Annotated in this window: 19 protein-coding genes and 1 pseudogene; 16 read left to right on the top strand and 4 right to left on the bottom strand. The window is 62.3% G+C overall.

Annotation, left to right across the window (positions count from 1 at the left end; translation table 11 throughout):
- Positions 1-309 precede the first annotated feature (309 nt).
- A complete protein-coding gene (locus tag ASD03_RS32510) occupies positions 310-1,254 on the bottom strand; it encodes a LysR family transcriptional regulator (RefSeq protein ID WP_057218331.1) in 945 nt (314 codons plus the stop codon).
- Between the two features lie 236 nt (positions 1,255-1,490).
- Between ASD03_RS32510 and ASD03_RS32515 the strand changes: the two genes are divergently transcribed.
- The 7 genes from ASD03_RS32515 to ASD03_RS32545 all read left to right on the top strand — a co-directional run bounded on the left by ASD03_RS32515 (position 1,491) and on the right by ASD03_RS32545 (position 9,014).
- Positions 1,491-2,696 carry an ABC transporter substrate-binding protein gene (locus ASD03_RS32515; RefSeq protein WP_025424978.1) on the top strand — a complete coding sequence of 402 codons (1,206 nt, stop codon included), beginning with the start codon at positions 1,491-1,493 and terminating at the stop codon, positions 2,694-2,696.
- A gap of 14 nt (positions 2,697-2,710) precedes the next feature.
- Complete coding sequence (locus ASD03_RS32520) at positions 2,711-3,493, top strand: ABC transporter ATP-binding protein (RefSeq protein ID WP_025424979.1); 783 nt, start codon at positions 2,711-2,713, stop codon at positions 3,491-3,493.
- A 1-nt stretch (position 3,494) separates the two neighbouring features.
- On the top strand, positions 3,495-4,196 hold the full coding sequence (locus tag ASD03_RS32525; RefSeq protein ID WP_025424980.1) for an ABC transporter ATP-binding protein: 702 nt from the start codon (positions 3,495-3,497) through the stop codon (positions 4,194-4,196).
- Between the two features lie 3 nt (positions 4,197-4,199).
- Positions 4,200-5,087, top strand: coding sequence for a branched-chain amino acid ABC transporter permease (locus ASD03_RS32530; protein ID WP_025424981.1), 888 nt, complete (start codon positions 4,200-4,202; stop codon positions 5,085-5,087).
- Complete coding sequence (locus tag ASD03_RS32535) at positions 5,080-6,075, top strand: branched-chain amino acid ABC transporter permease (RefSeq protein WP_025424982.1); 996 nt, start codon at positions 5,080-5,082, stop codon at positions 6,073-6,075. The genes ASD03_RS32530 and ASD03_RS32535 overlap by 8 nt, the downstream gene beginning before the upstream one ends.
- Before the next feature lie 161 nt (positions 6,076-6,236).
- The gene (locus ASD03_RS32540; protein WP_057218333.1) at positions 6,237-7,832 is read left to right on the top strand and encodes a GMC family oxidoreductase N-terminal domain-containing protein; all 1,596 of its coding nucleotides are present in this window, start codon (positions 6,237-6,239) and stop codon (positions 7,830-7,832) included.
- A gap of 147 nt (positions 7,833-7,979) precedes the next feature.
- Entirely contained in the window at positions 7,980-9,014 is a 1,035-nt protein-coding gene (locus ASD03_RS32545; protein ID WP_144239159.1) for a Tim44 domain-containing protein, read from the top strand.
- 153 nt (positions 9,015-9,167) lie between these two features.
- On the opposite strand, the gene ASD03_RS32550 is transcribed toward ASD03_RS32545, so the two are convergent.
- On the bottom strand, positions 9,168-10,085 hold the full coding sequence (locus ASD03_RS32550; protein WP_025424985.1) for a LysR family transcriptional regulator: 918 nt from the start codon (positions 10,083-10,085) through the stop codon (positions 9,168-9,170).
- 89 nt (positions 10,086-10,174) lie between these two features.
- Here ASD03_RS32550 and ASD03_RS32555 point away from each other — a divergent pair.
- The 9 genes and pseudogenes from ASD03_RS32555 to ASD03_RS32595 all read left to right on the top strand — a co-directional run bounded on the left by ASD03_RS32555 (position 10,175) and on the right by ASD03_RS32595 (position 19,487).
- Positions 10,175-10,655: pseudogene (locus ASD03_RS32555) on the top strand (DMT family transporter).
- A gap of 262 nt (positions 10,656-10,917) precedes the next feature.
- Positions 10,918-12,123, top strand: coding sequence for an MFS transporter (locus ASD03_RS32560; protein WP_057218335.1), 1,206 nt, complete (start codon positions 10,918-10,920; stop codon positions 12,121-12,123).
- 105 nt (positions 12,124-12,228) lie between these two features.
- A complete protein-coding gene (locus ASD03_RS32565; protein ID WP_025424987.1) occupies positions 12,229-13,707 on the top strand; it encodes an aldehyde dehydrogenase family protein in 1,479 nt (492 codons plus the stop codon).
- Between the two features lie 135 nt (positions 13,708-13,842).
- Complete coding sequence (ppk2, locus tag ASD03_RS32570) at positions 13,843-14,763, top strand: polyphosphate kinase 2 (protein WP_025424988.1); 921 nt, start codon at positions 13,843-13,845, stop codon at positions 14,761-14,763.
- A 109-nt stretch (positions 14,764-14,872) separates the two neighbouring features.
- Entirely contained in the window at positions 14,873-15,715 is an 843-nt protein-coding gene (locus ASD03_RS32575; protein ID WP_025424989.1) for a MurR/RpiR family transcriptional regulator, read from the top strand.
- A gap of 327 nt (positions 15,716-16,042) precedes the next feature.
- Positions 16,043-17,506: an MFS transporter gene (locus ASD03_RS32580; protein ID WP_057210807.1), complete on the top strand. Its 1,464-nt coding sequence runs from the start codon at positions 16,043-16,045 to the stop codon at positions 17,504-17,506.
- Complete coding sequence (locus tag ASD03_RS32585; protein ID WP_057210809.1) at positions 17,503-18,162, top strand: aspartate/glutamate racemase family protein; 660 nt, start codon at positions 17,503-17,505, stop codon at positions 18,160-18,162. Before ASD03_RS32580 ends, ASD03_RS32585 begins: the two co-directional genes overlap by 4 nt.
- A gap of 187 nt (positions 18,163-18,349) precedes the next feature.
- On the top strand, positions 18,350-18,940 hold the full coding sequence (locus tag ASD03_RS32590; RefSeq protein WP_025424990.1) for an ankyrin repeat domain-containing protein: 591 nt from the start codon (positions 18,350-18,352) through the stop codon (positions 18,938-18,940).
- Positions 18,941-19,055: 115 nt separating this feature from the next.
- Complete coding sequence (locus ASD03_RS32595; protein ID WP_107027573.1) at positions 19,056-19,487, top strand: YHS domain-containing (seleno)protein; 432 nt, start codon at positions 19,056-19,058, stop codon at positions 19,485-19,487.
- A gap of 11 nt (positions 19,488-19,498) precedes the next feature.
- On the opposite strand, the gene ASD03_RS32600 is transcribed toward ASD03_RS32595, so the two are convergent.
- Positions 19,499-21,715: an adenylate/guanylate cyclase domain-containing protein gene (locus tag ASD03_RS32600; RefSeq protein WP_057218337.1), complete on the bottom strand. Its 2,217-nt coding sequence runs from the start codon at positions 21,713-21,715 to the stop codon at positions 19,499-19,501.
- Between the two features lie 39 nt (positions 21,716-21,754).
- Positions 21,755-21,889: a hypothetical protein gene (locus ASD03_RS41200; protein WP_255569867.1), complete on the bottom strand. Its 135-nt coding sequence runs from the start codon at positions 21,887-21,889 to the stop codon at positions 21,755-21,757.
- Between the last annotated feature and the right edge of the window lie 23 nt (positions 21,890-21,912).

The raw sequence follows: 21,912 nt of genomic DNA on the forward strand, positions 1-21,912 counted from the left end.
TCCCGACCAATCAGCATCCGCCAATCAAGGAAACCTTAAAACGAAGGACATCGTCGCCAGCAGCGCCGCCGCCCTCGTTCAGTGATCGGGCTTATAGACCCCACTCACCGAACACGTCAACAGGCATTCGCAAAAAATCGACAAGATCGAACAACACATTGAAAATACAAACGAATTGGAAGCGAGAGTTATCAACAGCCCGCTCCGCATCACCAGACCAGCAAAACCAAAACCAGAATCATTGGCCAATCGGTCAAAAAGCGTTGCCAAGAGCCAGGGAACCGCGGAAGGGATCTGGCCGGCAGCCGATTATGGCCGCAGCGCCAGACCACCTGGCACCACCGCCAACACTCGCTCGCGGCTGAAACACCCCCGGTTCTCCCGCACGATCTGCGTCAGAAACTCGCGCACCGCCCTCACCCGCGGCACGGCAATCAAGTCGCGGTGGCAGATCATCCAATAGGTCCGCTTCAACTCGATCTCGTCGGGCAGCACGATCTCAATGTCCTTTTCGTCGCGCGCCATAAAATGCGGCAGCACACAGAGGCCAAGCCCTTGGCGTACGGCCTTCAGCTGCGTGAGGATGCTGGAACTCTGAAAATGCGCCCTGAGGCCCGGCTGGATCTCGCCGAGATAATCGAGCCCGGGCGCGAAGATCATGTCTTCGATGTAACCCACGAAACGATGGGCAGCGAGATCGTTGCGGCTCCTGATCGGCGGATGACTGGCGAGATAGCTGCGGGAACCATAGACATGCAGCGTATAGGGTGTCAGCACCTCTGAATGGTAAGGGCCGGCCTTTGGCGCCGTCAGCGCCACCGACAGATCCGCCTCCTTGCGCGACAGCGACATGATCTGCTGGATCGCCACCAGCTCCAGCGAAATGTTGGGGTAGGTCGCGGCGAAGCTCGAAAGCCTGTCCGACAGGAAGAAGTTACCGAAACCTTCGAGTGTGCTCAGCTTGACGACGCCGCGCTGCGCCGTCAGGCCGTCGCTGATATCGAGCTGCAGCTGCTCGGTCTCGCGCTCGATGCGCTCGGCGGTCTCGACGAACCGCTGGCCGATCGCCGTCAGCACGTAGCCGCGCGGATTGCGCTCGAACAGCTTGACCTTGAGCGCAAATTCCAGCCGGTCGATCCGACGGGAAACCGTCGCGTGGCTGGTGCGCAACCGCCTTGCCGCGGTCGACAATTGCCCGGTGCGGGCGACCGCCAGAAAGAACTGCAGGTCGTCCCAGGTGAAGTTCGGATTCATCTCGCTGCCCCCATCTGTTCGAAAATGAACAGACCCTGTTTGCAATTTACGGGCAGCAGCGCTTGCGTCCAAGCGAATTTTTCCGGATTGTATCGTCGGAGCCGACATCTGAGGAGCATGTCTGGCCAAATTTGAACAGAACGGGACCGATGGTCCGGCAACGCCATGCGCTTGCCGGAGCCGAGCGGGATTTCGCATGGTTTGTGCCGGACTGATGACCCTTGGAGGAGGACACGATGACGAAGAAACTGCTTACCGCATTTGCCATGATGCTTGCCAGCAGCACCGCGGCGCTCGCCGATGCATCCGACGGCAAGGTCAAGATCGGCATCTTGAACGACCAGTCCGGCGTCTATGCCGATTTCGGCGGCAAATCCTCCTACGAGGCAGCGCTGATGGCGGTCGAGGATTTCGGCGGCAAGGTTCTGGGTGTGCCGGTGGAAGTGATTACCGCCGACCACCAGAACAAGGCCGACATCGCCTCCAACATCGCCCGGCAATGGTACGACACCGAGCAGGTCGACAGCATCATGGAGCTGACGAGTTCTTCGGTCGGCCTCGCCGTCCAGGCACTGTCGAAGGAAAAGAAGAAGATCACCATCAATACCGGCGCTGCCACCACAGAGCTTACCGGCAAGCAATGCTCGCCCTATGGTTTCCACTGGGCCTATGACACCCATGCGCTTGCGGTCGGCACCGGTGGCGCGCTGGTCAAGCAGGGCGGCGACAGCTGGTTCTTCCTGACCGCCGACTACGCCTTCGGTTACTCGCTCGAGGAAAACACCGGCAACTACGTCAAGGAAAACGGCGGCACCGTCGTCGGCTCGGTTCGCCATCCGCTGGCGACCACCGACTTCTCATCCTTCCTGTTGCAGGCGCAGTCTTCCGGCGCCAAGGTCATCGGCCTCGCCAATGCCGGCCTCGATACCTCCAACGCCATCAAGCAGGCCGCCGAATTCGGCATCGTCCAGGGCGGCCAGCGCCTGGCGGCCTTGCTCTTCACGCTCGCGGAAGTCCATGGCCTCGGCCTTGAAGCGGCACAGGGGTTGACGCTGACCGAAGGCTTCTACTGGAACCGCAACGAGGAAACGGCAAAATTCGGCAAGCGCTTCATGGAGCGCACCGGCAAGATGCCGAACATGGTCCATGCCGGCACCTATTCCGCCGTGCTTTCCTATCTGAAGGCGATCGAAAAGGCCGGCAGCGATGACGGCGATGCCGTTTCGAAGGAACTGCGTGCGCTGCCCGTCAACGACGTCTTTGCCGAAAACGGCAAGGTCGCCGAGAACGGCCGCATGATCCACGACATGTATCTCTTGGAAGTGAAAAAGCCGGACGAAAGCAAGGAGCCCTGGGACTATTTCAAAGTGCTCGCCACCATCCCCGGTTCCGACGCCTTCATCGATCCGGCCAAGAGCGGCTGCGACCTCGTGAAGTCGTGAGCGGTCGGATCGCGATGACCGCTGTCTTGCCAGAACAGAATGGAGCGCCGCGGGTGGTTTTGTCCGCCCGCGGTCTCCGTCGCGATTTCGGCGGTTTCACCGCCGTCAACAACGTCAACCTCGACGTCCACGATGCACGGGTCCACGCACTGATCGGTCCGAACGGCGCCGGCAAGACGACCGTCTTCAACCTTCTGACCAAGTTCCTGCAGCCGACCGACGGCACGATCACGCTGCTCGGCGAAGACATCACCCGCATGGCGCCGGACAAGGTGGCGCGCATGGGGCTGGTGCGCTCGTTCCAGATCTCGGCGGTGTTTCCGCATATGAGCGTGCTCGAAAATGTGCGGGTGGCGCTGCAGCGGCCGAACGGACTTGCCACCCAGTTCTGGAAGCCGATGTCGGCGCTCGACGGGCTGACGGCAAAGGCCGATCATCTCATCCGCTCCGTTGGTCTCGATAAGGAAAGAAACGCGGTTGCCGCCGATCTTTCCTATGGCCGCAAGCGGGTGCTGGAGATCGCCACCACGCTGGCGCTCGACCCGAAGGTTCTCTTGCTCGACGAGCCGATGGCCGGCATGGGCCACGAGGATGTCGGCATGGTGGCCGAGATCATCCGCGAGGTGGCGCGCGAACGCGCCGTGCTGATGGTCGAGCACAATCTTTCCGTCGTCTCGACCCTTTGCCACCACGTCACCGTGCTGCAGCGGGGAGAAATCCTCGCCGAGGGCGACTATGCAGAAGTGTCGGCCGACCCGCGGGTGCGCACCGCCTACATGGGCACCGAGGAGGCTTGAGATGAAACCGCTGCTGAAAGTCTCCGGCCTCAACGCCTGGTACGGCGAAAGCCACATCCTGCACGGCGTCGACATGACGGTCGGCGAAGGCGAGATGGTCACCCTGCTCGGGCGCAACGGCGTCGGCAAGACCACCACCCTGCGCTCGATCATGGGAATCGTGCGCAATCGCAAGGGCGCGATCGATTTTTCTGGCGAGGACCTGATCAAGGTTCCGCTGCACCGGGTCGCCCATCGCGGCCTCGGCTTCATCCCCGAGGAGCGCGGCATCTTCTCGACGCTCTCGGTCTATGAAAACCTGCTGCTGCCGCCGGCCGTGGCCAAGGGCGGCATGACGGTCGACGAAATCTTCGAGCTTTTTCCCAATCTGCACGAGCGCCGCAACAGCCCGGGCACCAAGCTTTCCGGCGGCGAACAGCAGATGCTGGCGATTGCCCGGATCTTGAGAACCGGCGTGCGCATGATGCTGCTCGACGAACCGACCGAGGGACTCGCCCCGGTCATCGTCCAGCGCATCGGCGACGTGCTCAAGACATTGAAGGAGCGCGGCATGACCGTTCTTCTGGTCGAACAGAACTTCCGCTTCGCCAGCAAGGTTGCCGACCGTTTCTACCTGATGGATCATGGCCGCATGGTCGGCGAGTTTCCGGTCTCGGAGCTCTCCGATCGCATGGGCATGCTGCATGACGTGCTGGGGGTCTGAGCCATGACCATGATCTTTGGAATTCCACTGCAAGCCTTCCTCGGCCAACTGCTGATCGGCCTGATCAACGGCTCGTTCTATGCACTCCTGAGCCTCGGCCTTGCGATCATCTTCGGCCTCTTGCGCGTCATCAACTTCGCTCACGGCGCGCAATACATGCTCGGCGCCTTCTTCGCCTGGATGCTGCTTTCCTATTTCGGCATCGGCTACTGGCCGGCGCTGATCGTGGCACCGCTTGCCGTCGGGCTTGTCGGCGCCGTCATCGAGCGCACGATGCTGAGAAGGCTCTACACGCTCGATCCGCTTTATGGCCTGCTCTTCACCTTCGGCCTGGCGCTGACGATCGAAGGCACCTTTCGCTATCTCTATGGCGCTTCGGGCCAGCCCTATGCCACGCCGGCAGCCCTTGCCGGCGGCACCAATCTCGGCTTCATGTTCCTGCCCGTCTATCGCGGCTGGGTGATCGCCTTCTCGCTCGTCGTCTGCATCGGCACCTGGCTGGTGATCGAAAAGACCAAGCTCGGCTCCTATCTGCGGGCGGCGACAGAAAACCCTATTCTCGTCCAGTCCTTCGGCATCAACGTGCCGTTCCTGTTGACGCTCACCTACGCGCTGGGGGCTGCACTTGCCGCCCTTGCCGGGGTGCTTGCGGCGCCGATCTACCAGGTCTCGCCGTTGATGGGATCGAACATCATTATCGTCGTCTTCGCCGTGGTGGTGGTCGGCGGTATGGGCTCGATCATGGGAGCAATCATCACCGGCTATCTGCTTGGCGTTGCCGAGGGGTTGACCAAGGTGTTCTACCCCGAAGCCTCCAACATCGTGATCTTCGTGATCATGGCCATCGTTCTCCTGATACGGCCGGCAGGCCTCTTCGGCCGGGATGTTTGATATGACACTGACACTCGATATCGATAAGCCCAGGGAAAAGAAGCCGGTCGTCGCACAAACGATCTTCCTGGCGGCGGGTCTTGCGCTGCTGGTGCTCGCCCCTCTGTTCTTCTATCCCGTATTCCTGATGAAGCTGCTGTGCTTCGCGCTCTTTGCCTGCGCCTTCAACCTGCTGCTCGGTTACACCGGCCTCTTGTCCTTCGGACACGCGGCCTTCTTCGGCGGCGCCGCCTATTTCACCGCCCATGCGGTGAAGGAATGGGGGCTGCCGCCGGAACTCGGCATTCTCGTCGGTGTCGCAGGAGCCGCGTTTCTTGGCGCGATCATCGGTTTCCTCGCTATCCGCAGGCAGGGCATCTACTTCGCCATGATCACGCTGGCGCTGGCGCAGATGTTCTATTTCTTCTGCCTGCAGGCCGAGTTTACCAAGGGCGAGGACGGCATCCAGTCCGTGCCGCGCGGCCATCTCTTCGGCTTCATCGATCTCAGCCAGTCGGCGAACATGTATTACTTCGTGCTCGGAGTCTTCATCATCGGCGTGGCGATCATCTGGCGGATCATTCACTCGCCCTTCGGCATGATCCTGAAATCGATCAGGGAGAACGAGACGCGCGCCGTGTCGCTCGGCTACTCCGTGCGCAACTACAAGCTTGCGGCCTTCGTCATGTCGGCGGCACTCACCGGCCTTGCCGGCGGCGTGAAGGCGCTGGTCTTCCAGTTCGCGACGCTGACCGACGTCAGCTGGCAGATGTCCGGTGAGGTCATCCTCATGACGCTGCTCGGCGGTATCGGCACGCTGATCGGACCGCTGTTCGGCGCCGGCCTGGTCGTGACCTTGCAGAACTATCTCGCGACCTCCGAATTCCCGGTCACCATCATTACCGGCCTGGTCTTCATGGTCTGCGTGCTGCTCTTCCGGCGCGGTATCGTCGGCGAGTTCTATAATTCGAGGCTCGGCCGCAAGCTCGGCTTTGAACATCGACACTGAGCATTTCCAGGAAAAGTGCGAAGCGGTTTTCCGTCAGGAAATGCGTAAAAACAGAGAGCTAGAGCGTTTCCGCGACGCCGTTTAACCGGAAACGCTCTCTAGACAGGTCGGAGACATTGGCTCACGGCCGGACCGGGCATCGACAAGAGAGTGATGAGCCCATGGACACGTTCGACTATATCGTCGTCGGAGCGGGTAGCGCCGGTTGCGTTCTGGCCAACCGCCTTTCCGAAAACCCGGATCGCCGCGTCCTGCTGCTCGAGGCCGGCGGCAGCGACAACTATCACTGGATCCACATTCCGGTCGGCTATCTCTATTGCATCAACAACCCCCGCACCGACTGGTGTTTCACCACAGCTGCAGAGGAAGGGTTGAACGGTCGTGCTCTCGGCTACCCGCGTGGCAAGGCGCTCGGCGGCTGCTCGTCGATCAACGGCATGATCTACATGCGTGGCCAGGCGCGCGACTACGATCACTGGCGCCAGCTCCGGTGCACCGGTTGGGGCTGGGATGACGTCCTTCCGCACTTCCGCAAATCGGAAGACCACTATCGCGGCGCCGACGAAATGCATGGCGCCGGCGGCGAGTGGCGGGTAGAGAAGGCGCGCGTTCGCTGGGCCGTGCTTGACGCTTTCCAGAAGGCAGCGACCGAGGCCGGCATCCCGGAAACGCCCGATTTCAACCGCGGCAATAATGAAGGCTCCGGCTATTTCGACGTCAACCAGCGTTCCGGCATCCGCTGGAACACGGCAAAGGCGTTTCTGCGGCCCGCACGCGGCCGGAGCAATCTCACCATTCTGACCAAGGCGCATGTCCGGCGGCTGGTGATCGAGGAAGGTCGCATCGCCGGCGTCGAATTCCAGCACGATGGTTTGGTCAAGCGTGTTCGTTGTCGCCGCGAAACCGTTCTTTCGGCGGGCGCCATCGGCTCGCCGCAGATCTTGGAGCTTTCCGGTGTTGGCCGGGGCAATGTCCTGAGGGATAATGGGATCGAGGTCCGGCACGAGTTGGCCGGCGTCGGCGAAAACCTGCAGGATCATCTGCAACTGCGCCTCGCCTACAAGGTGACCGGGGTGCCGACCCTGAACGAGAAGGCAAGCACGTTTCTCGGCAAGGCGGCGATCGGCCTCGAATATCTCGCCAGGCGCTCAGGCCCGATGGCCATGGCACCGAGCCAGCTCGGCATCTTCACCCGTTCCGGCCCCGAGAAGGAAACGCCGGACCTGCAATATCACGTCCAGCCGGTGACGCTCGAAAAGTTCGGCGAGCCGGTTCATCCCTTTCCGGCGATTACCGCCAGCGTCTGCAATCTTCGCCCCGAAAGCCGGGGGTCGGTGCATCTCAAAGGGCCCGATTTCGCCGCAGCACCCGACATTCGCCCGCGCTATCTGACGGCAGAGGCCGACCGCGATGTCGCGGTCCGTTCCATTCGCCTGACGCGTCGCATCGTCAGCCAGCCATCCTTCGCCCGTTTCAACCCGACCGAGTTCAAGCCGGGACCTTCCTATGAGAGCGACGAGGATCTGCGGCGTGCTGCCGGCGATATCGGCACGACGATCTTCCACCCGGTCGGCACCTGCCGGATGGGCGCGGATCCGGAAAGCGTCGTCGACCCGGAATTGCGGCTGCGTGGCCTGCAAGGCCTGCGGATTGCCGATGCCTCGATCATGCCGACAATCACCTCGGGCAACACCAATTCGCCGACGATCATGATCGCCGAAAAAGCGGCGACGATGATCCTGGAAGCCAACCGCTGAGGGCTTTTCCGGGCCGATTTCACCGTCGGGATTACGGTAAACCAGGCCAAAAGCGACTCGAAAACCTTAAATTCCGGGACCGGAACCTCTATATGAGCCCGTGAAGGCCTCATGGGCCCAAGCACAATACAAGGGGTTTGAATGGCAATGCAGCGTTTTGGACGAGCTCTGGCGATGATGGCGATCGGTCTCACTGTCGCGCTCACGGTTGTGGATGTCGCCGAGGCCCGGCGCTCGGGCGGCGGCTTCGGCAGCCGTGGCACGCGCACCTTTTCGCAGCCGCCAGCCACCCGCACCGCGCCGACAAACGCGGCACCGATCGACCGCACGATGACGCCGCGCCAGGACGCCGGCCCAACGACGACCAATCCCGGGGCAGCTCAGACGCGCCCCGCCGGCGCCAACACGCCCAACGCACGGCCCGGCTTCTTCAGCGGCTTCGGTGGTTCGCTCCTCGGTGGCCTCATGGTCGGCGGCCTGATCGGCATGCTGATGGGCGGCGGCTTCGGCGGTGCTGCCGGCTTCCTCGGCCTGATCGTGCAGATGCTGTTGATCGGTGGCGTGATCATGCTCGCTATGCGCTTCTTCGGCCGCAACCGCCAGCCGGCCTATGCCGGTCCGTCCGAGCGTTCGTCGGCCCACTCGCCTTCGACTGGCGTACCGTCGTTCAAGATCCCGAGCATCGGCGGTGGCCAGGCAGGCGGCCAATCGAATGCACGCCCGACCGTCGTACCGACACCAGCCCCCGTCACCGACGGCCCGGCCGATGAAATCGGTGTCGGCCAGTCCGATCTCGAACAGTTCGAGAAGATGCTGAAGGACGTTCAAGCAGCCTATGCGGCAGAGGACTACGGCACCCTGCGTCGTTTGACGACGCCGGAAGCCATGTCCTACCTGGCCGAAGAACTCAGCGACAACGCCACCAGCGGCGTCAAGAACGACGTCACCGAAGTCCATCTCGTCCAGGGCGATGTCGCCGAGGCCTGGTCGGAAAACGGCACCGACTTCGCGACCGTCGCCATGCGCTACGAGAGCATCGACGTCATGCGCGACCGTACGACCGGCAAGGTGATCAGCGGCGATCCGGACAACCTGACCGAAGCCGTCGAGCTTTGGACCTTCGTACGCAAGCCCGAAGGCGAATGGCAGGTGTCGGCGATCCAGGGCGTCGGGCACGCCTGATAGCGCCAACAATCCAAAACCTTTGAGACCCGGCCGGCCCATCCGACCGGGTCTTTTTTTGCGCTTGCGACACCGCCCGACTCTAGCGCGCGACGGGGTGAAGCGCAGGCCCACCTGGTTCGTGCAAGGACGCAGACGAGTGATAACTCCGCATCAGCCCGCAACCGGCTCCTCATCGCCGAGAAGGCGCTCGATCAGCGTCCGCAACCAGCGATGCCCCAGATCGCCGTCGCGACGACGATGCCAGATCTGCTCGAAGTCGAACAGCGGAATGGCAAAGGGCGGCTCGAAGACGACCAGCCCGTGACCGTCCCCCTGTGGAAGGATGCGGCGCGCCACGGTCAGGACAAGATCCGTGCCGCGCACCAAGCCCGGTGCGACGCTCCAATGCGGAACCGCAAGACAGATGCGGCGCGTCTTGCCGGTCGCCGCGAGCGCAAGATCGATCTCGTTGCCGGCGTCGCCACGCAATGACACCAGCACATGCGGTCGGGCGAGATAGTCACCAAGATCGATGGCCAGCGATCCGCCAAGCTGTGACGCGTCGGCAAGGCAGGCAAAGCTTTCCCGAAAGAGCAACGATGATCGGATGCCTCCGCCGTGCGTCGGGAACACGCCCAGCGCCAGATCGATCTCGCCGTCCACCACCTGCGACGCCATGACCTCGCGGCTCGCCTGGCTGACGATCAGATCGATATATGGTGCCTCGGCCCGCAGGGTCGCCATCAGCTTCGGCAGCAGAACGGCAGCCCCGTAATCCGACATTGCCAATCGGAACACATGCCGCTCCGTTGCGGGATCAAAACCTGCGGGCGCAAGCAACGACCGCACGCGACCCATGGCCTCCACGAGCCGTGGCGCGAGCTCAAGCGCCCGTATGGTCGGCTCCAGCCGCCCGCCGTGGCGCACCAGCAGGGGATCATCGAAGAGTTCGCGCAAGCGCGCCAGCGCATGGCTGACCGCAGGCTGGCTCTTGTTCAGACGGACTGCCGCACGCGAGACATGGCGCTCAGTCAGCAACGCATCGAGCACGACCAGCAGGTTCAGATCGATTCCAGTCAGATTATTCATTCAACGAATATAGATCGTGCGAACTGCGAATTTCCATTCTTCATTTGGATGATGAACCATCGGGCGGTCAAACAGATCGGAATATTGTCATGCCAAATGCCGGATCACTCCTCCTCATCCTCGCCGCTGTCTTCGCCGGAGCCGTCGTGCCGTTCCAGCCCGGCGCCAACGCCATGCTTGGCCGGTTAATCGGTCATCCCCTCTGGGCGACGGTCGTTTCGCTCGGCGCCAGCCTCGCCCTCATCATTCCCATCATGATCGCCGTTCGCGTACCGATGCCAACGCTCGGTGAGACACTGAAGGGTCCCTGGTGGATCTGGATCGGCGGCCGTCATCTACATCACTGCCGCACTGCTGCTCGCCCCAAAACTCGGCGCCGCCAGTTTCATTGTCGCGGTGATCGCCGGACAGATGGCGGTCTCTGTCGTCATCGATCATTTCGGCCTGATGGGCTTTCCGGAAAAGCCGGTCAGCCTCGCCCGCCTCGTCGGCGTTGCGCTGATCATCGGCGGTATGGTCATCACGCAAATTGCAAGCACCATGCCCGCGCTGGCAAGCCAGGCCCGGTGAGCATGCACGCCTCCAACCACAATTCTTGTCGCTGACCCCGCAAGCATGTTAACACACGGTCATGTCGACCGAACCACACCTGATGGCGTGACGAGCCCCGCAAGGCGGGGCTTGCAGCAGCGAGCCCAAAGTCGCCCGCGTCTCACGGGCTGGTCTTCGTTGATTCGATTGATCTCCTTCTCCTAGATCGACGGCACGGCCCAACGACAGGTCGCCACGATGATCGGGAGCGCGAGGCAATCGACTGCCATTCGGGCTCGTTATGACATCGCCATCCCCCTGGAAATCGGCCGACTTCCGGCGCGTCGGGTTCGCTCTCGCCTTTTATTCCTTCTGCTCGTGGATGCTGGTCGCAGCACTGCCACTTCTCGTCGCCCAACGGTTCGGCACCGGCACAGACCTTGTCGGCAGCCTTGCGCTGCGGCTCGCACCGCGCATCCTGTTTGCCCCGGCTGCCGCCAGCCTGATCCGCCGCGCGGGCTCTCGGCTGCCCGTTGGTGCGGGGCTGATCGTCACTGCATTGTGCCTCTTCGCCCTTGCCGGCGTCGAACACGCAGGCACGCTTCAGATGGTGGTTCTGACAATCGGCTTTGCAGACACGATTGTCGTTCCAGGCCTGCTGGCGTTGCGCGCCGCCGCCGTGCCTTCCGGCCGCAATATGGAAGCCAACACGACGTTTCAGACGATCGATCGTCTCGCCAAAATCTTTGGCCCGCCGACGGCAGGTCTCATGCTGACGGTTATATCCCCTGCCCTCACCTTCCTTGCGCTTGCAGCCGGCCACCTCGTGGCCGCGTTCGCCCTTTGCCGGGGCGTTGCAACACCGGAGCAGATGCGGGTCAAACGGGAGCCAGCCGCTCGATCCGGTCTTTTCCGAGAGGCCGCGGCGACCATGCGCGAGAACCCGGTTCTTTGGGTACTCGTCCTGCCTGCTCTCGGCTACATGATTTCTCTCGGCGCGCTGCAGCCCTTCCTGTTCTGGCTCAATCACGACCAGTTCGGGCTTGGCGCCGCCACGTGGACCGTGCTGCTTGCAGCGCAAGGGACGGGTGCCGTCATCGGCGCGCTGGTCTCAAACCGCCTGGCGCGAACGCTGATCGATACACACTCGCTGCTGATGGCCTATCTCGTCGCAAGCCTTCTCGAAGGCGTGACGACGCTTGCGCTGGTCTTCGCCCCGACCCATGCGTTGGCGACGGTGGTGCTGATCATCGGCGGCATACCGGAGATGGTGGCTTTTGCCGCCTATTTCACGCTGCTCCAGCAGCGGCTGAACCTTGAGCGCCAGGCCGTCTTCTATGCGCTGAGCCTGCCGTTGATGGATCTGTTCATGGTGGCGGGCGTCCTCGCCGGCACCTTGCACAGCGGCGGCTGGATGACGCTTCGGCAGTTCTGGTTCGTCGCCAGTGCCGGCGCTATCCTTCCCGTTCTTCCGTTTCTTGCCTTCAGACCTTGCCGAAGATCGTAAGGGCCTGAACCGAAAGCGACATGGCCCAGAAAAAGTATGGCCGGCGGCTGGCGCGATCGCCACCGTGCGGGTCATACTCTCCCGGGCTGAAATGAGGGCACGGGCATGCGAGACAAACTATTCATTGACGGAAAATGGGAGAAACCCCGCCGCGGCGGTATGCTCGACGTGATCGATCCGGCAACGGAGGAGGTCATCCACCGCGTGCCGGCCGCCACCTACGACGATATCGACCGCGCCGTCAAAGCTGCCCGCATCGCCTTCGACAGCGGCCCATGGCCGAAGCTTACCGGCACGGAGCGGGCCGTCTATCTCCGCGCGATTGCCGAGAAGATCGAGGAAAGACGCCATGCGCTGGCGCATCTCGAAGTCACCGATAACGGCAAGCCGCTGCCGGAAGCACTGTGGGATATCGACGATGCCGCCGGGTGCTTCCGCTACTATGCCGGGCTTGCCGAGGAACTCGACGCCAACCCGGAGGAAACGATCGCCGTCGGCGACACCAGGTTCAGAGCCCGTGCCATCCGCGAACCCCTCGGCATCGTCGGCGCGATCACGCCCTGGAACTATCCGTTGCTGATGGTTTCCTGGAAGGTGGCGCCGGCGCTTGCCGCCGGCTGCACCATGGTGCTGAAACCGTCCGAGCTGACGCCGCTGACGGCTCTGGAACTGGGCGCAATCGCCGAGGAGGTCGAGCTTCCGCCCGGCGTGCTCAACATCGTCACCGGCACCGGCCAGGATGCCGGCCAGCCGCTGACCGAGCACCCGCTGGTCGACAAACTCGCCTTTACCGGCTCGGTACCGACAGGGCGAAAGGTGATGATGGCCGGCGCCCAGGACATCAAGAACATCAGCCTCGAGCTTGGCGGCAAATCGCCCTTCGTGGTCTTTGCCGACAGCGATATCGAAAAGGCCGTCGAATGGATCATGTTCGGCATCTTTTGGAACCAGGGGCAGGTCTGCTCGGCAACCTCGCGCGTGCTCATCGAGGAACCGATCTACGATACCGTCGTCAAAAGGCTCTGCGAAGAGGCGGGCAAGATCACCATCGGCAACGGCCTCGACGAGGGCACATTGCTCGGGCCAATCGTTTCCAAGGGACAATATGACAAGATCCTGACCGCGATCGACCGCGCCCGCCAGGACGGCGCCACCATCGCGGCGGGCGGCGGCAGGCCCGCCGGTTTCAACAGCGGTTACTTCATCGAGCCGACCGTTTTGACCGACATGAGCGAAGACAGCTATGTCTGGCGCGAGGAGATCTTCGGGCCTGTCGTCTGCGTCAAGCCGTTCGCGGACGAGGCCGATGCGGTGCGCATGGCCAACGACAGCCGCTTCGGCCTTGCCGCGGCGGTCATGTCCGAGGACAAGGAGCGCTGCGAACGCGTCGCCCGGGCGCTACGCGCTGGCATCATCTGGATCAACTGCTCGCAACCGACCTTCCCCGAGGCGCCCTGGGGCGGCTACAAGCAATCGGGTATCGGTCGCGAACTCGGTCGCTGGGGCCTTTCCAACTATCTGGAGACCAAGCAGATCACCAGCTTCGATACCGACGAGCCGTGGGGCTGGTACATCAAGGCGTAGAGCGCCCCGCAGCACGGCGTCGGCCGCCAAGGACAGCGTCAAATTCCCTTCATGCGGCTATGGAATAAGCCAGATGACGGCAGCATCATGCCGCGGGGCTGCCGCATTGCGCGATTTGCGCGCTGGAGGGATGCGATGAACAGATCAACTGGCGACTTCGAAGGACAGGATTGGCTCGAGGCGGAACTCGCCGATACGCTCGATGAAGACTATGAACTCGAGCTTTCCGAGCCGGCGCTTTCGGAAGAGATCCGCAAGATCTACCGCAAGAGCCACCCGCCGTCGCTGCCACGCATCGACTATTTCCGCGCTCTGATCGCGCTGCAGTCCGAGCTGATCAAGCTGCAGGACTGGGTCGTGCACCACAAGGAAAAGGTCGTGGTGATCTTCGAGGGGCGCGATTCCGCCGGCAAGGGCGGCGTGATCAAGCGCATCACCCAGCGGCTCAATCCGCGTGTCGTCAGGGTCGCGGCCTTGCCCGCCCCATCGGACCGCGAAAAGACCCAGTGGTATTTCCAGCGCTACGTGCCGCATCTACCGGCCGGCGGCGAGATCGTGCTGTTCGACCGCTCCTGGTACAATCGCTCCGGCGTCGAGCGCGTCATGGGCTTTGCCAGCGAAGACCAGGTCGAGCAGTTCTTCAACGACGTGCCGGAGTTCGAGCGCATGCTGGTGCGCTCCGGCATCCGGCTGGTCAAATACTGGTTCTCGATCACCGACGAGGAGCAGCAGATGCGCTTCCTGGTGCGCATCCACGACCCGCTGAAGCAGTGGAAGCTGTCACCGATGGATCTGCAATCGCGCGTGCGCTGGGAGGCCTATACCAAGGCCAAGGAAGAGACCTTCGCCAGAACGAACATCCCCGAGGCGCCGTGGCACATCGTCGAAGGCAACGACAAGAAGCGGGCGCGGCTGAACTGTATGGACCACCTGCTGCAGCAGATCCCCTATGAGGATGTGCCGCACGAGGAGATCACCCTGCCGGAGCGGGTGTTCAACCCGGACTACGAACGCAAGGTGCTGCCGCCTGAACTCTACGTGCCGTCAAAATACTAAGGCGACGTCAACGCGAAATGGCGCAGGCCTGGCTTTCCGGGCCTGCGCACTTGCAAACACCCCGTGGAAATCGGACAGTCCGTGAAACGACAGTTTCATGGAATTGGCAATGAGTCCCAAAGAGCGATCCTTCCTCACTCGCGTTCGTCAGGTCCTGCCGGAACTCCATCCGGCAGAGCGACGCCTTGGAGACTTTCTCTGCGACTTTCCCGGCGAGGTCGCCAGCTATTCCGCCCAGGAGCTGGCGGCACTGGCGCATGTGTCGAAGGCCACCGTATCGCGTTTCATCCAGCGGCTCGGCTATGAAAACTACGAAGAGGCGCGCCGCCATGCGCGCGCCGACAAGCAGACGGGATCACGGCTCTTCCTGGCGACAAGCGCCGATACGGCCGGCGAGCAATCCGTTACCGCCCATGTGGCCCAAGGGGTCGCCAATATCGAGGCGACCTTCCTTGCGATATCGGAAACACAGATCAACGCTGCGTCGGCAGCGCTGTTGAAGGCACGCAAGGTCTGGGTCATCGGCTTTCGTGCCAGCCACTCCTTCGCCACCTATCTGCAATGGCAGCTGACGCAGGTGATCGAGAACATCTCGGCCATTCCCGGAGGCGGCCAGACGCTGGGCGAACATCTCGTCAGCTTCACGCCCGACGACGTCGTCATCGTCTTCGGCCTGCGCCGCCGCATCGCCCTGATGGATGCGCTCATCAACCAGGTGGAAAAATCCGGTGCCCGCCTGCTTTATATCACCGACGAGGGCGTGCCCTTCCTCAGCCAGGCCGAGTGGCATTTCCGCTGCCAGACGCTGGCACCCGGGCCGCTCTTCAACCACGTCTCGGTCATGGCGCTCTGCCATCTGCTGACGACGCGTTGCATCGAAACGGCAGGCATCAGCGGCCGCAACCGTCTGCGCGGCATCGAAGCGTTAAACGACGCGCTCGAAGAGCTGTGATCGTTGTTTGGGCATCTGCCTGAAACAGCAGTGCATTATTCGATCACAAGAAACCACAGTTTCAAGTCGTAGATACCGACCAACGGCGCTCCATATCTTTGATTGAAAAGGAGAAACTGTAGTTTCTAACCTTTTGGCATGAAACCTGCATTCCTCAATGGCGTTGTTTCGAAGGTGAATTGTGCTGTCCGGCAAGAGCGCCCGTCAGGCGCGAAACGTCCGGCTCATCCGTTTCGGAGCAAGATTCTTGTATGAAACTGTGATTTCTTGATATAGCATCATGAAACTAAGTTTTCACGCCAGTTAAGCCATAAAGGGGAACAAACCATGGCAGCGGAAAATATGGTGCCGTCCGGCAAGTCTTCGCCGGTCATTCGACAATTGGAATCAGCCTTCACCAAGATCGGCGTCACCGGCGCCCACAAACAGATCATCGCCCTGGTTCTGATCGGCTGCCTGTTCGACAGTTTCGAGCAGAACACCATCGGCGTCGCCGGCCCGATCCTCAAGGAACATTGGGGCCTGACCGGCACGGATATCGGCTTCCTCAACACCATCACCTTCGGCAGCGCCGCTCTCGGCCGGTTGCTGTCGGGCATTCTCGGCGATCGCTACGGCCGCCGCGTGATGCTGACGATCAACCTTCTGCTCTTCACCATCGGCTCGGCCGCCTGCGCACTCGCGCCGAATTTCGCAGCGCTGTGCTTTGCCCGCGCCATTGTCGGCTTCGGCGTCGGCGGCGAAATCTCGACCGCGGTGACGATGCTGTCGGAATTCTGCTCGCCGAAATTCCGCGGGACGGCGGCCGGCCTCGTCAATGTTGGCGCCGGCGGCTTCGGCAACTTCCTTGCCCCCGCCTTCGGCCTGTTGATCTTCACGCTCTTTCCCGGTGAAAACAGCTGGCGCTGGCTTTTCGCCTCGCTGGCATTGCCCGCGCTGCTCGTGGTCTTCTATCGCCGGTTTGTGCCGGAGACACCGCGCTTCCTTGCTTCGCAGGGAAAGATCGACGAGGCCAACAAGGTGCTGTCGATTCTGGCCTCCGGATCACTGCGGCCCCGCAATCTGAAGGTTCAGGAATACCTGACCAAGGATCATCTCCAGGACGAAGCACCTGCCAAGAGCGACTGGAAGGAGCTTTTCCGGGCACCGTTCATCGGCAGAACCATTCCCGTCGCAATCGCCATCCTGATGAGCTACGGCGCCCAGCTATCGGTGCTCACATTGATGCCGATCATCTTCGTGTCGATGGGCTACACCCTGCAGGGCAGCCTGCTCTACAGCATGATCATCCAGAGCGGCAGCGTGCTCGGCGCCATCGCCGCCTCGATGTTCGGCTATTATTTCCCGCGCAAGAAAGTGCTGACGTTCGGTGCGGTCTTCGCGTGCCTGGCGGCCATTTCGATCGCCTATCTCGGAACCAACATCTACCTCGTCCTGATGTTTGGAGCGATCTTCCAGTTCTTCGTGCTTTTGCTCAACACCTCGATCTGGATCTACGCGCCGGAGCTCTTCCCGACACGCATTCGCGCCTTCGGCGTAGCACTTATCCTGGCGACAGGGTCGGCCGCGGGCTCCTTCGTGCCAACGATCTCCGGCATGCTGTTCGACACCTATGGCATGGTCGGGGTGTTCGGGCTGGCAGCCGGCATGTACGCAGTCTTCGCATTCTGCATCCAGCTCGGTCCCGAGACCTATGGCATGTCGATGGAAGATCTGGACCAGCCGGCGGACGCCGACCTCGCCAAGGCTGAGCCCAAACAGGTCAATGTCGGCATGGAAGTCAGAACGTGACCGCACATATCCTGTTGATCAACCCGAACAGCTCGCAGGCAACAAGCAGCATGATGCTCGCCATCGCTGAGCGGGCTGTAACCGGACGCACGGCCGTGGCAGTCGCCACGGCCGTGCGGAACCCGCAGATGATCGTCACGCCGCAGCAGCTGACCGCTGCGGCCGGCGAGGTCATCGAGATCGGCGCGGCCCATGGCGCCGGTTGCCTCGGCATCATCGTCAGTGCCTTCGGCGATCCCGGCCTTGCTACCCTCAGGGACCGTGTCGACATCCCCGTCGTCGGCATCTGCGAGGCATCGATGATCGAAGCCGCGCTGAGCGGCCGCAAGTTCGGCGTCGCAACCACGACGCCGGACCTGATCGAGGCCATCGACGACCGCGCCCGCGACCTCGGCCTTGCCGGCCAATATACCGGCATCCGCTGTACGCCCGGCGATCCGCTCGCGCTTGCCGGCGACGAAAAGCTGCTGCGGGAAGCACTCGACGAGGCGGTGCGGCAATGCATCGAGCTTGATGGCGCCGAGGCCGTCATCATCGGCGGCGGCCCGCTCGGCCAGGCGGCCGAACAGTTGCAGCCGCATTTCACCACGCCGATCATCGCCCCCATCCCTTGTGCGGTGGAGCGCGTGCTCGATCTGATGCGGGTCAACGCCTGACCCGCATCAGATCGATATATCGACCGTCAGAACTGGAAAACCGCTTCGCGCTTTTCCTGGTAGTGCTCTAAGCAAACGCCTCGCCCCCCGCTCCTTGCCGGGCGATTGACCTTGTTGACGGCAAGGACTCTGTGATATTTTCGAACATTCTTACATGCAAAACCGAAGCTGGGGCGGAGGTGGCGCTATGAACTATGTTTGTGCTTCGGTCGCCGGGCTAGCGTTTTTCACCTCGGCGGCTTTTGCGGGTCCCTTGCATGACGCGGCAAGAGACGGCGACGTCAAGCGCGTCACGCTGTTGCTGGATCAGGGTACCGACATCACCGAGCCGGATACGGCCGGCGAGCCGGCATTGCTGGTCGCGTCCCTTGCCGGACGGCCGGATGTCGTCGCCCTGCTGCTCGATCGCGGCTGCGACATCGAGATCCGCAACAAGGGCGGGCTGACCGCCCTGCACGCCGCGGCCTATGGCGGCAATCTCGACACCGTCAAGCTGCTGCTCGCCAAGGGCGCCGACGTCAACGACACCAAGAACTTCTACAAGATGTCGCCGCTTCATGCCGCAGCCGAGGAGGGTCACGCCGATGTCGTGGCTGTGCTGCTTACCCAAAAGGCCGAGGTCGAGGCGAAGGAACGCAACGGCTACACGCCACTGACACAGGCCGGCTGGCGCTCGCACTGGGACGCCGCCGAGCTTCTGCTGAAAGCGGGCGCCACCTGCCAGAAGGCCGACCTCGTCGGCGACTGGCTTTATACCGAATGCACGAAGCGGAAGTGACGCCAGAGCGTGCGCCAGCCGCATCCGGAATCGGAGAAGAGGAATGTTTTACAATCGATACGCATGCGCCGTCGGCCTCGCTGCGACGGCGTTTCTGGCACTGTCCGGGCCGATAATGGCGGAAGACCTCGTCAACACCGGCTACTTCGGCGATGTCGCCATCAAGGGCTACGACCCGGTCGCCTATTTCACCGAGAGCAAGGCGCTCGAAGGCTCGCCGCAATTTTCCTACCGCTGGCTCGGAGCGAACTGGCAGTTTGCCAGCGCCGAGAACCGTGAGCTTTTCATCCGCGAACCCACCCGCTACGCCCCGCAATATGGCGGCTACTGCGCCGACGGTGTGTCGTTTGGCACGGTGACCACCAATATCGATCCGAAGGCCTGGCGCATCATCGAGGGCAAGCTGTTCCTGAGCTACGATCCGGGTGCGGCAGAAGGCTTCGAGAAGAACCCGAACAAGCTGGTCGATTCGAAGAAGCACTGGTCTGAAGTGGAGAACACGCTCATTTCGGAAAAGCTCGGCACGACCTGGCAGGCGGCGCGCTGACCGGATAGCGATCACTGCTCGATCGAGAAGAATTTTAGCGCCTGCGGCGTCACGTGGATGAAGTCTGCGCCGCTCTCGCCCTTGGCCGTGTTGCGATAGACATAGCCGCAGACCATGCGGTCGAGGAAATATCCGTCGAATTTCTCGCAGAGCTGGTTGCCCTTCACCTCGGCGCGCCCGGTGATGTTTGTGTTGGCGCTGCGATAGGCGGTGTTGCCGGCCTTATCGAAGAATTGCACGAAGCTCGTGCCATTCTTGTGCTGCCCGGCCCAGGTCTTGTCTTGGGTCAGCGTGCCAAGTTCCGCCGGCCCGAGCCTGTCCGCCGCCGCCCCGACGAAGCCGAAGGGCCACTCCGGAATGCCGGCAGTGCGCAGTCCGTAGAGGTGGCGATTGAGGTCCTCTTCGCGCCAGTAATCATAGAGGTAGCTGTAATAGGTGAGGTTGGTGTCGGGAAAGAGCTGAAGCAGCTTTGCGCCCTCTGCCACCGCGCGCGCCCGATCGCCGCGCTGGGCATAGGCCGAGGCCAGATACTCCCGTGCAGCCTCCGCATTCGGTAGGGCCTCGCCGGCTGCTTCGATCAGCGGGATCGCCCGGTCGGTGTCGCGTGCGGTGTAGTAGACGATGCCCGCCAGCAGCCGGAAACTCGGAGACGGTGACGGATCGAGCCTCAATGCCCGTTCCAGATCGGCGATTGCCTGTTCGTGTTCGCCGGTTTGCGCCAGGATCAGCGCCAGGTTGGCAAAGGCCTCTGGATCGCTCGGCTGCGCCGTGACCGCCCTGGCGGCAGATTCCCGCGCCTCCGTTTCGCGACCGTCGACGAGCTGCAGCAATGCCAGCACTGTGTGCGCGCGCGCATTGTTGGCGTCGAGCTTCAGGGCCTGGCCGGCAGCGTCATAAGCGATCTTGCGGGCAACGGCCGCCGACCAGAGATAATTGTAGTCATTGCGCCAGACGTCGACGGCGACCCGCGCGATCCCCGCATGGGCATCGGCGAAACGCGGATCGAGATCGATCGCCTTCTGATAGAAGGCCAGCGTCTGGCGATAGGTATCGACATCGCTATAGATGAGCCCCTGCTGCTCGGCCCGCATGTAGTAGTCGTAGGCTTCGAGATTGTCGGTCGGGATGCGCGCCAGCTGGTCGCGTTCGCCTTCGCTGAGTTTGACCTCCAGCGCCGCGATGATCTTGCCGATGACGTCGTCCTGGACCGCGAAGAGATCGGCATATTGCCGGTCATAGCGCTCCGCCCAGAGCGATAGACCGCTCATCGCATCGATCAGCTTGACGTTGATGCGCAGCCGCTGGTCGGCCCGTTGCAACGTGCCCTCCAGAATGTAGTGAACGCCAAGCTCCGCTGCCACGTCCTGGATCTTCGAAGCGTTGTCCTTCATCGCGAACACCGAATGGCGAGCGATTACGAACAGGCCGGACACCTTCGAAAGCTCGGTGATCAGGTCGTCGGTCAACCCTTCGGCCAGATGGTCATGATCCCGGTCGCCGCTGACATTGATGAACGGCAGGACTGCGACGGATGGCTGGTCCGGCAGGGGATAGGCAAAGCGCTCGGTCGGCGTCTCCGGCAGGATGAGCGTCCACGGCTGCCACCAGGCGGCGACAAATGCGAGGAGCAACATGAGGGCGCCGGCAATGAGCATGCTCCTTCGCGCAAAATGCTGCTGCGTATCCTTGACGATGGTCTTGCCAGCGTCATCAGGGTCGAGAAGCACGTGATAGACGCGGATCGGTTCGGCCATCCCCCGGACCGTCTGCTCGCCGAGCGAGGCGTAGCCGACACTAAGCTTCAATCGAACCTGGTCGTAGGCCGTACCCGATATCGCGATGCCACCGGGCTCGGCCAGCCCCTGCACCCGATCGGCGGTGTTGACGCCATCGCCGTGAATGTCGTCGCCTTCAACGATGATGTCGCCGAGATTGATGCCGATGCGGAAATCGAGCCGCCGGTCAGTTGTGACCTTGTCGGCCTGTTCGGCCTTGCGCTGTTGGATCTCCACCGCGCAGCGGAGTGCATCGACGACGCTGCGGAATTCCACCAGCAGCCCGTCACCCATGGTCTTGACCAGCCGGCCGTGATGTTCGGCAAACTGCGGCTCCAGAATGTCATGCAGGTCGCTCTGGAAATTGGCGCGCGTTCCCTCCTCGTCGAGCCGGCTCAGGCGACTGTATCCGGCGACGTCGGCGATCAGGACGGCTGCGAGGCGGCGCTCCATCGACGGTCTCTTCACGTGCGATGTATTCCAGCGACGATGTTACCGCAGGTCGTCAGGCGCCGCCATCGCGTCGGCAGCGAACGGCACCAGCACCGTAGTAACTGTTACGTACTTGCGGTTTTCCGCCCATCGCGCACCATCGAAGCATTGCTGGCCCCGCACGGCTTTGCGCATGCCGTCGGATTGTCCTTCGGTTA

Origin of the sequence: Ensifer sp. Root127 (genome assembly GCF_001425225.1) — a bacterium.
GTDB lineage: Bacteria > Pseudomonadota > Alphaproteobacteria > Rhizobiales > Rhizobiaceae > Ensifer > Ensifer canadensis.

What these genes read in the sequence shown, in the direction of transcription:
- ASD03_RS32590 (WP_025424990.1), top strand. Translation starts at nt 18,350, where the DNA reads ATGAACTATGTTTGTGCTTCGGTCGCCGGGCTAGCGTTTTTCACCTCG.
- ASD03_RS32565 (WP_025424987.1), top strand. Translation starts at nt 12,229, where the DNA reads ATGCGAGACAAACTATTCATTGACGGAAAATGGGAGAAACCCCGCCGC.
- ASD03_RS32600 (WP_057218337.1), bottom strand. Translation starts at nt 21,715, where the DNA reads ATGGAGCGCCGCCTCGCAGCCGTCCTGATCGCCGACGTCGCCGGATAC.
- ppk2 (WP_025424988.1), top strand. Translation starts at nt 13,843, where the DNA reads ATGAACAGATCAACTGGCGACTTCGAAGGACAGGATTGGCTCGAGGCG.
- ASD03_RS32540 (WP_057218333.1), top strand. Translation starts at nt 6,237, where the DNA reads ATGGACACGTTCGACTATATCGTCGTCGGAGCGGGTAGCGCCGGTTGC.
- ASD03_RS32550 (WP_025424985.1), bottom strand. Translation starts at nt 10,085, where the DNA reads ATGAATAATCTGACTGGAATCGATCTGAACCTGCTGGTCGTGCTCGAT.
- ASD03_RS32535 (WP_025424982.1), top strand. Translation starts at nt 5,080, where the DNA reads ATGTTTGATATGACACTGACACTCGATATCGATAAGCCCAGGGAAAAG.
- ASD03_RS32545 (WP_144239159.1), top strand. Translation starts at nt 7,980, where the DNA reads ATGCAGCGTTTTGGACGAGCTCTGGCGATGATGGCGATCGGTCTCACT.
- ASD03_RS41200 (WP_255569867.1), bottom strand. Translation starts at nt 21,889, where the DNA reads ATGCGCAAAGCCGTGCGGGGCCAGCAATGCTTCGATGGTGCGCGATGG.
- ASD03_RS32580 (WP_057210807.1), top strand. Translation starts at nt 16,043, where the DNA reads ATGGCAGCGGAAAATATGGTGCCGTCCGGCAAGTCTTCGCCGGTCATT.
- ASD03_RS32525 (WP_025424980.1), top strand. Translation starts at nt 3,495, where the DNA reads ATGAAACCGCTGCTGAAAGTCTCCGGCCTCAACGCCTGGTACGGCGAA.
- ASD03_RS32520 (WP_025424979.1), top strand. Translation starts at nt 2,711, where the DNA reads ATGACCGCTGTCTTGCCAGAACAGAATGGAGCGCCGCGGGTGGTTTTG.
- ASD03_RS32510 (WP_057218331.1), bottom strand. Translation starts at nt 1,254, where the DNA reads ATGAATCCGAACTTCACCTGGGACGACCTGCAGTTCTTTCTGGCGGTC.
- ASD03_RS32515 (WP_025424978.1), top strand. Translation starts at nt 1,491, where the DNA reads ATGACGAAGAAACTGCTTACCGCATTTGCCATGATGCTTGCCAGCAGC.
- ASD03_RS32530 (WP_025424981.1), top strand. Translation starts at nt 4,200, where the DNA reads ATGACCATGATCTTTGGAATTCCACTGCAAGCCTTCCTCGGCCAACTG.
- ASD03_RS32575 (WP_025424989.1), top strand. Translation starts at nt 14,873, where the DNA reads ATGAGTCCCAAAGAGCGATCCTTCCTCACTCGCGTTCGTCAGGTCCTG.
- ASD03_RS32560 (WP_057218335.1), top strand. Translation starts at nt 10,918, where the DNA reads ATGACATCGCCATCCCCCTGGAAATCGGCCGACTTCCGGCGCGTCGGG.
- ASD03_RS32595 (WP_107027573.1), top strand. Translation starts at nt 19,056, where the DNA reads ATGGCGGAAGACCTCGTCAACACCGGCTACTTCGGCGATGTCGCCATC.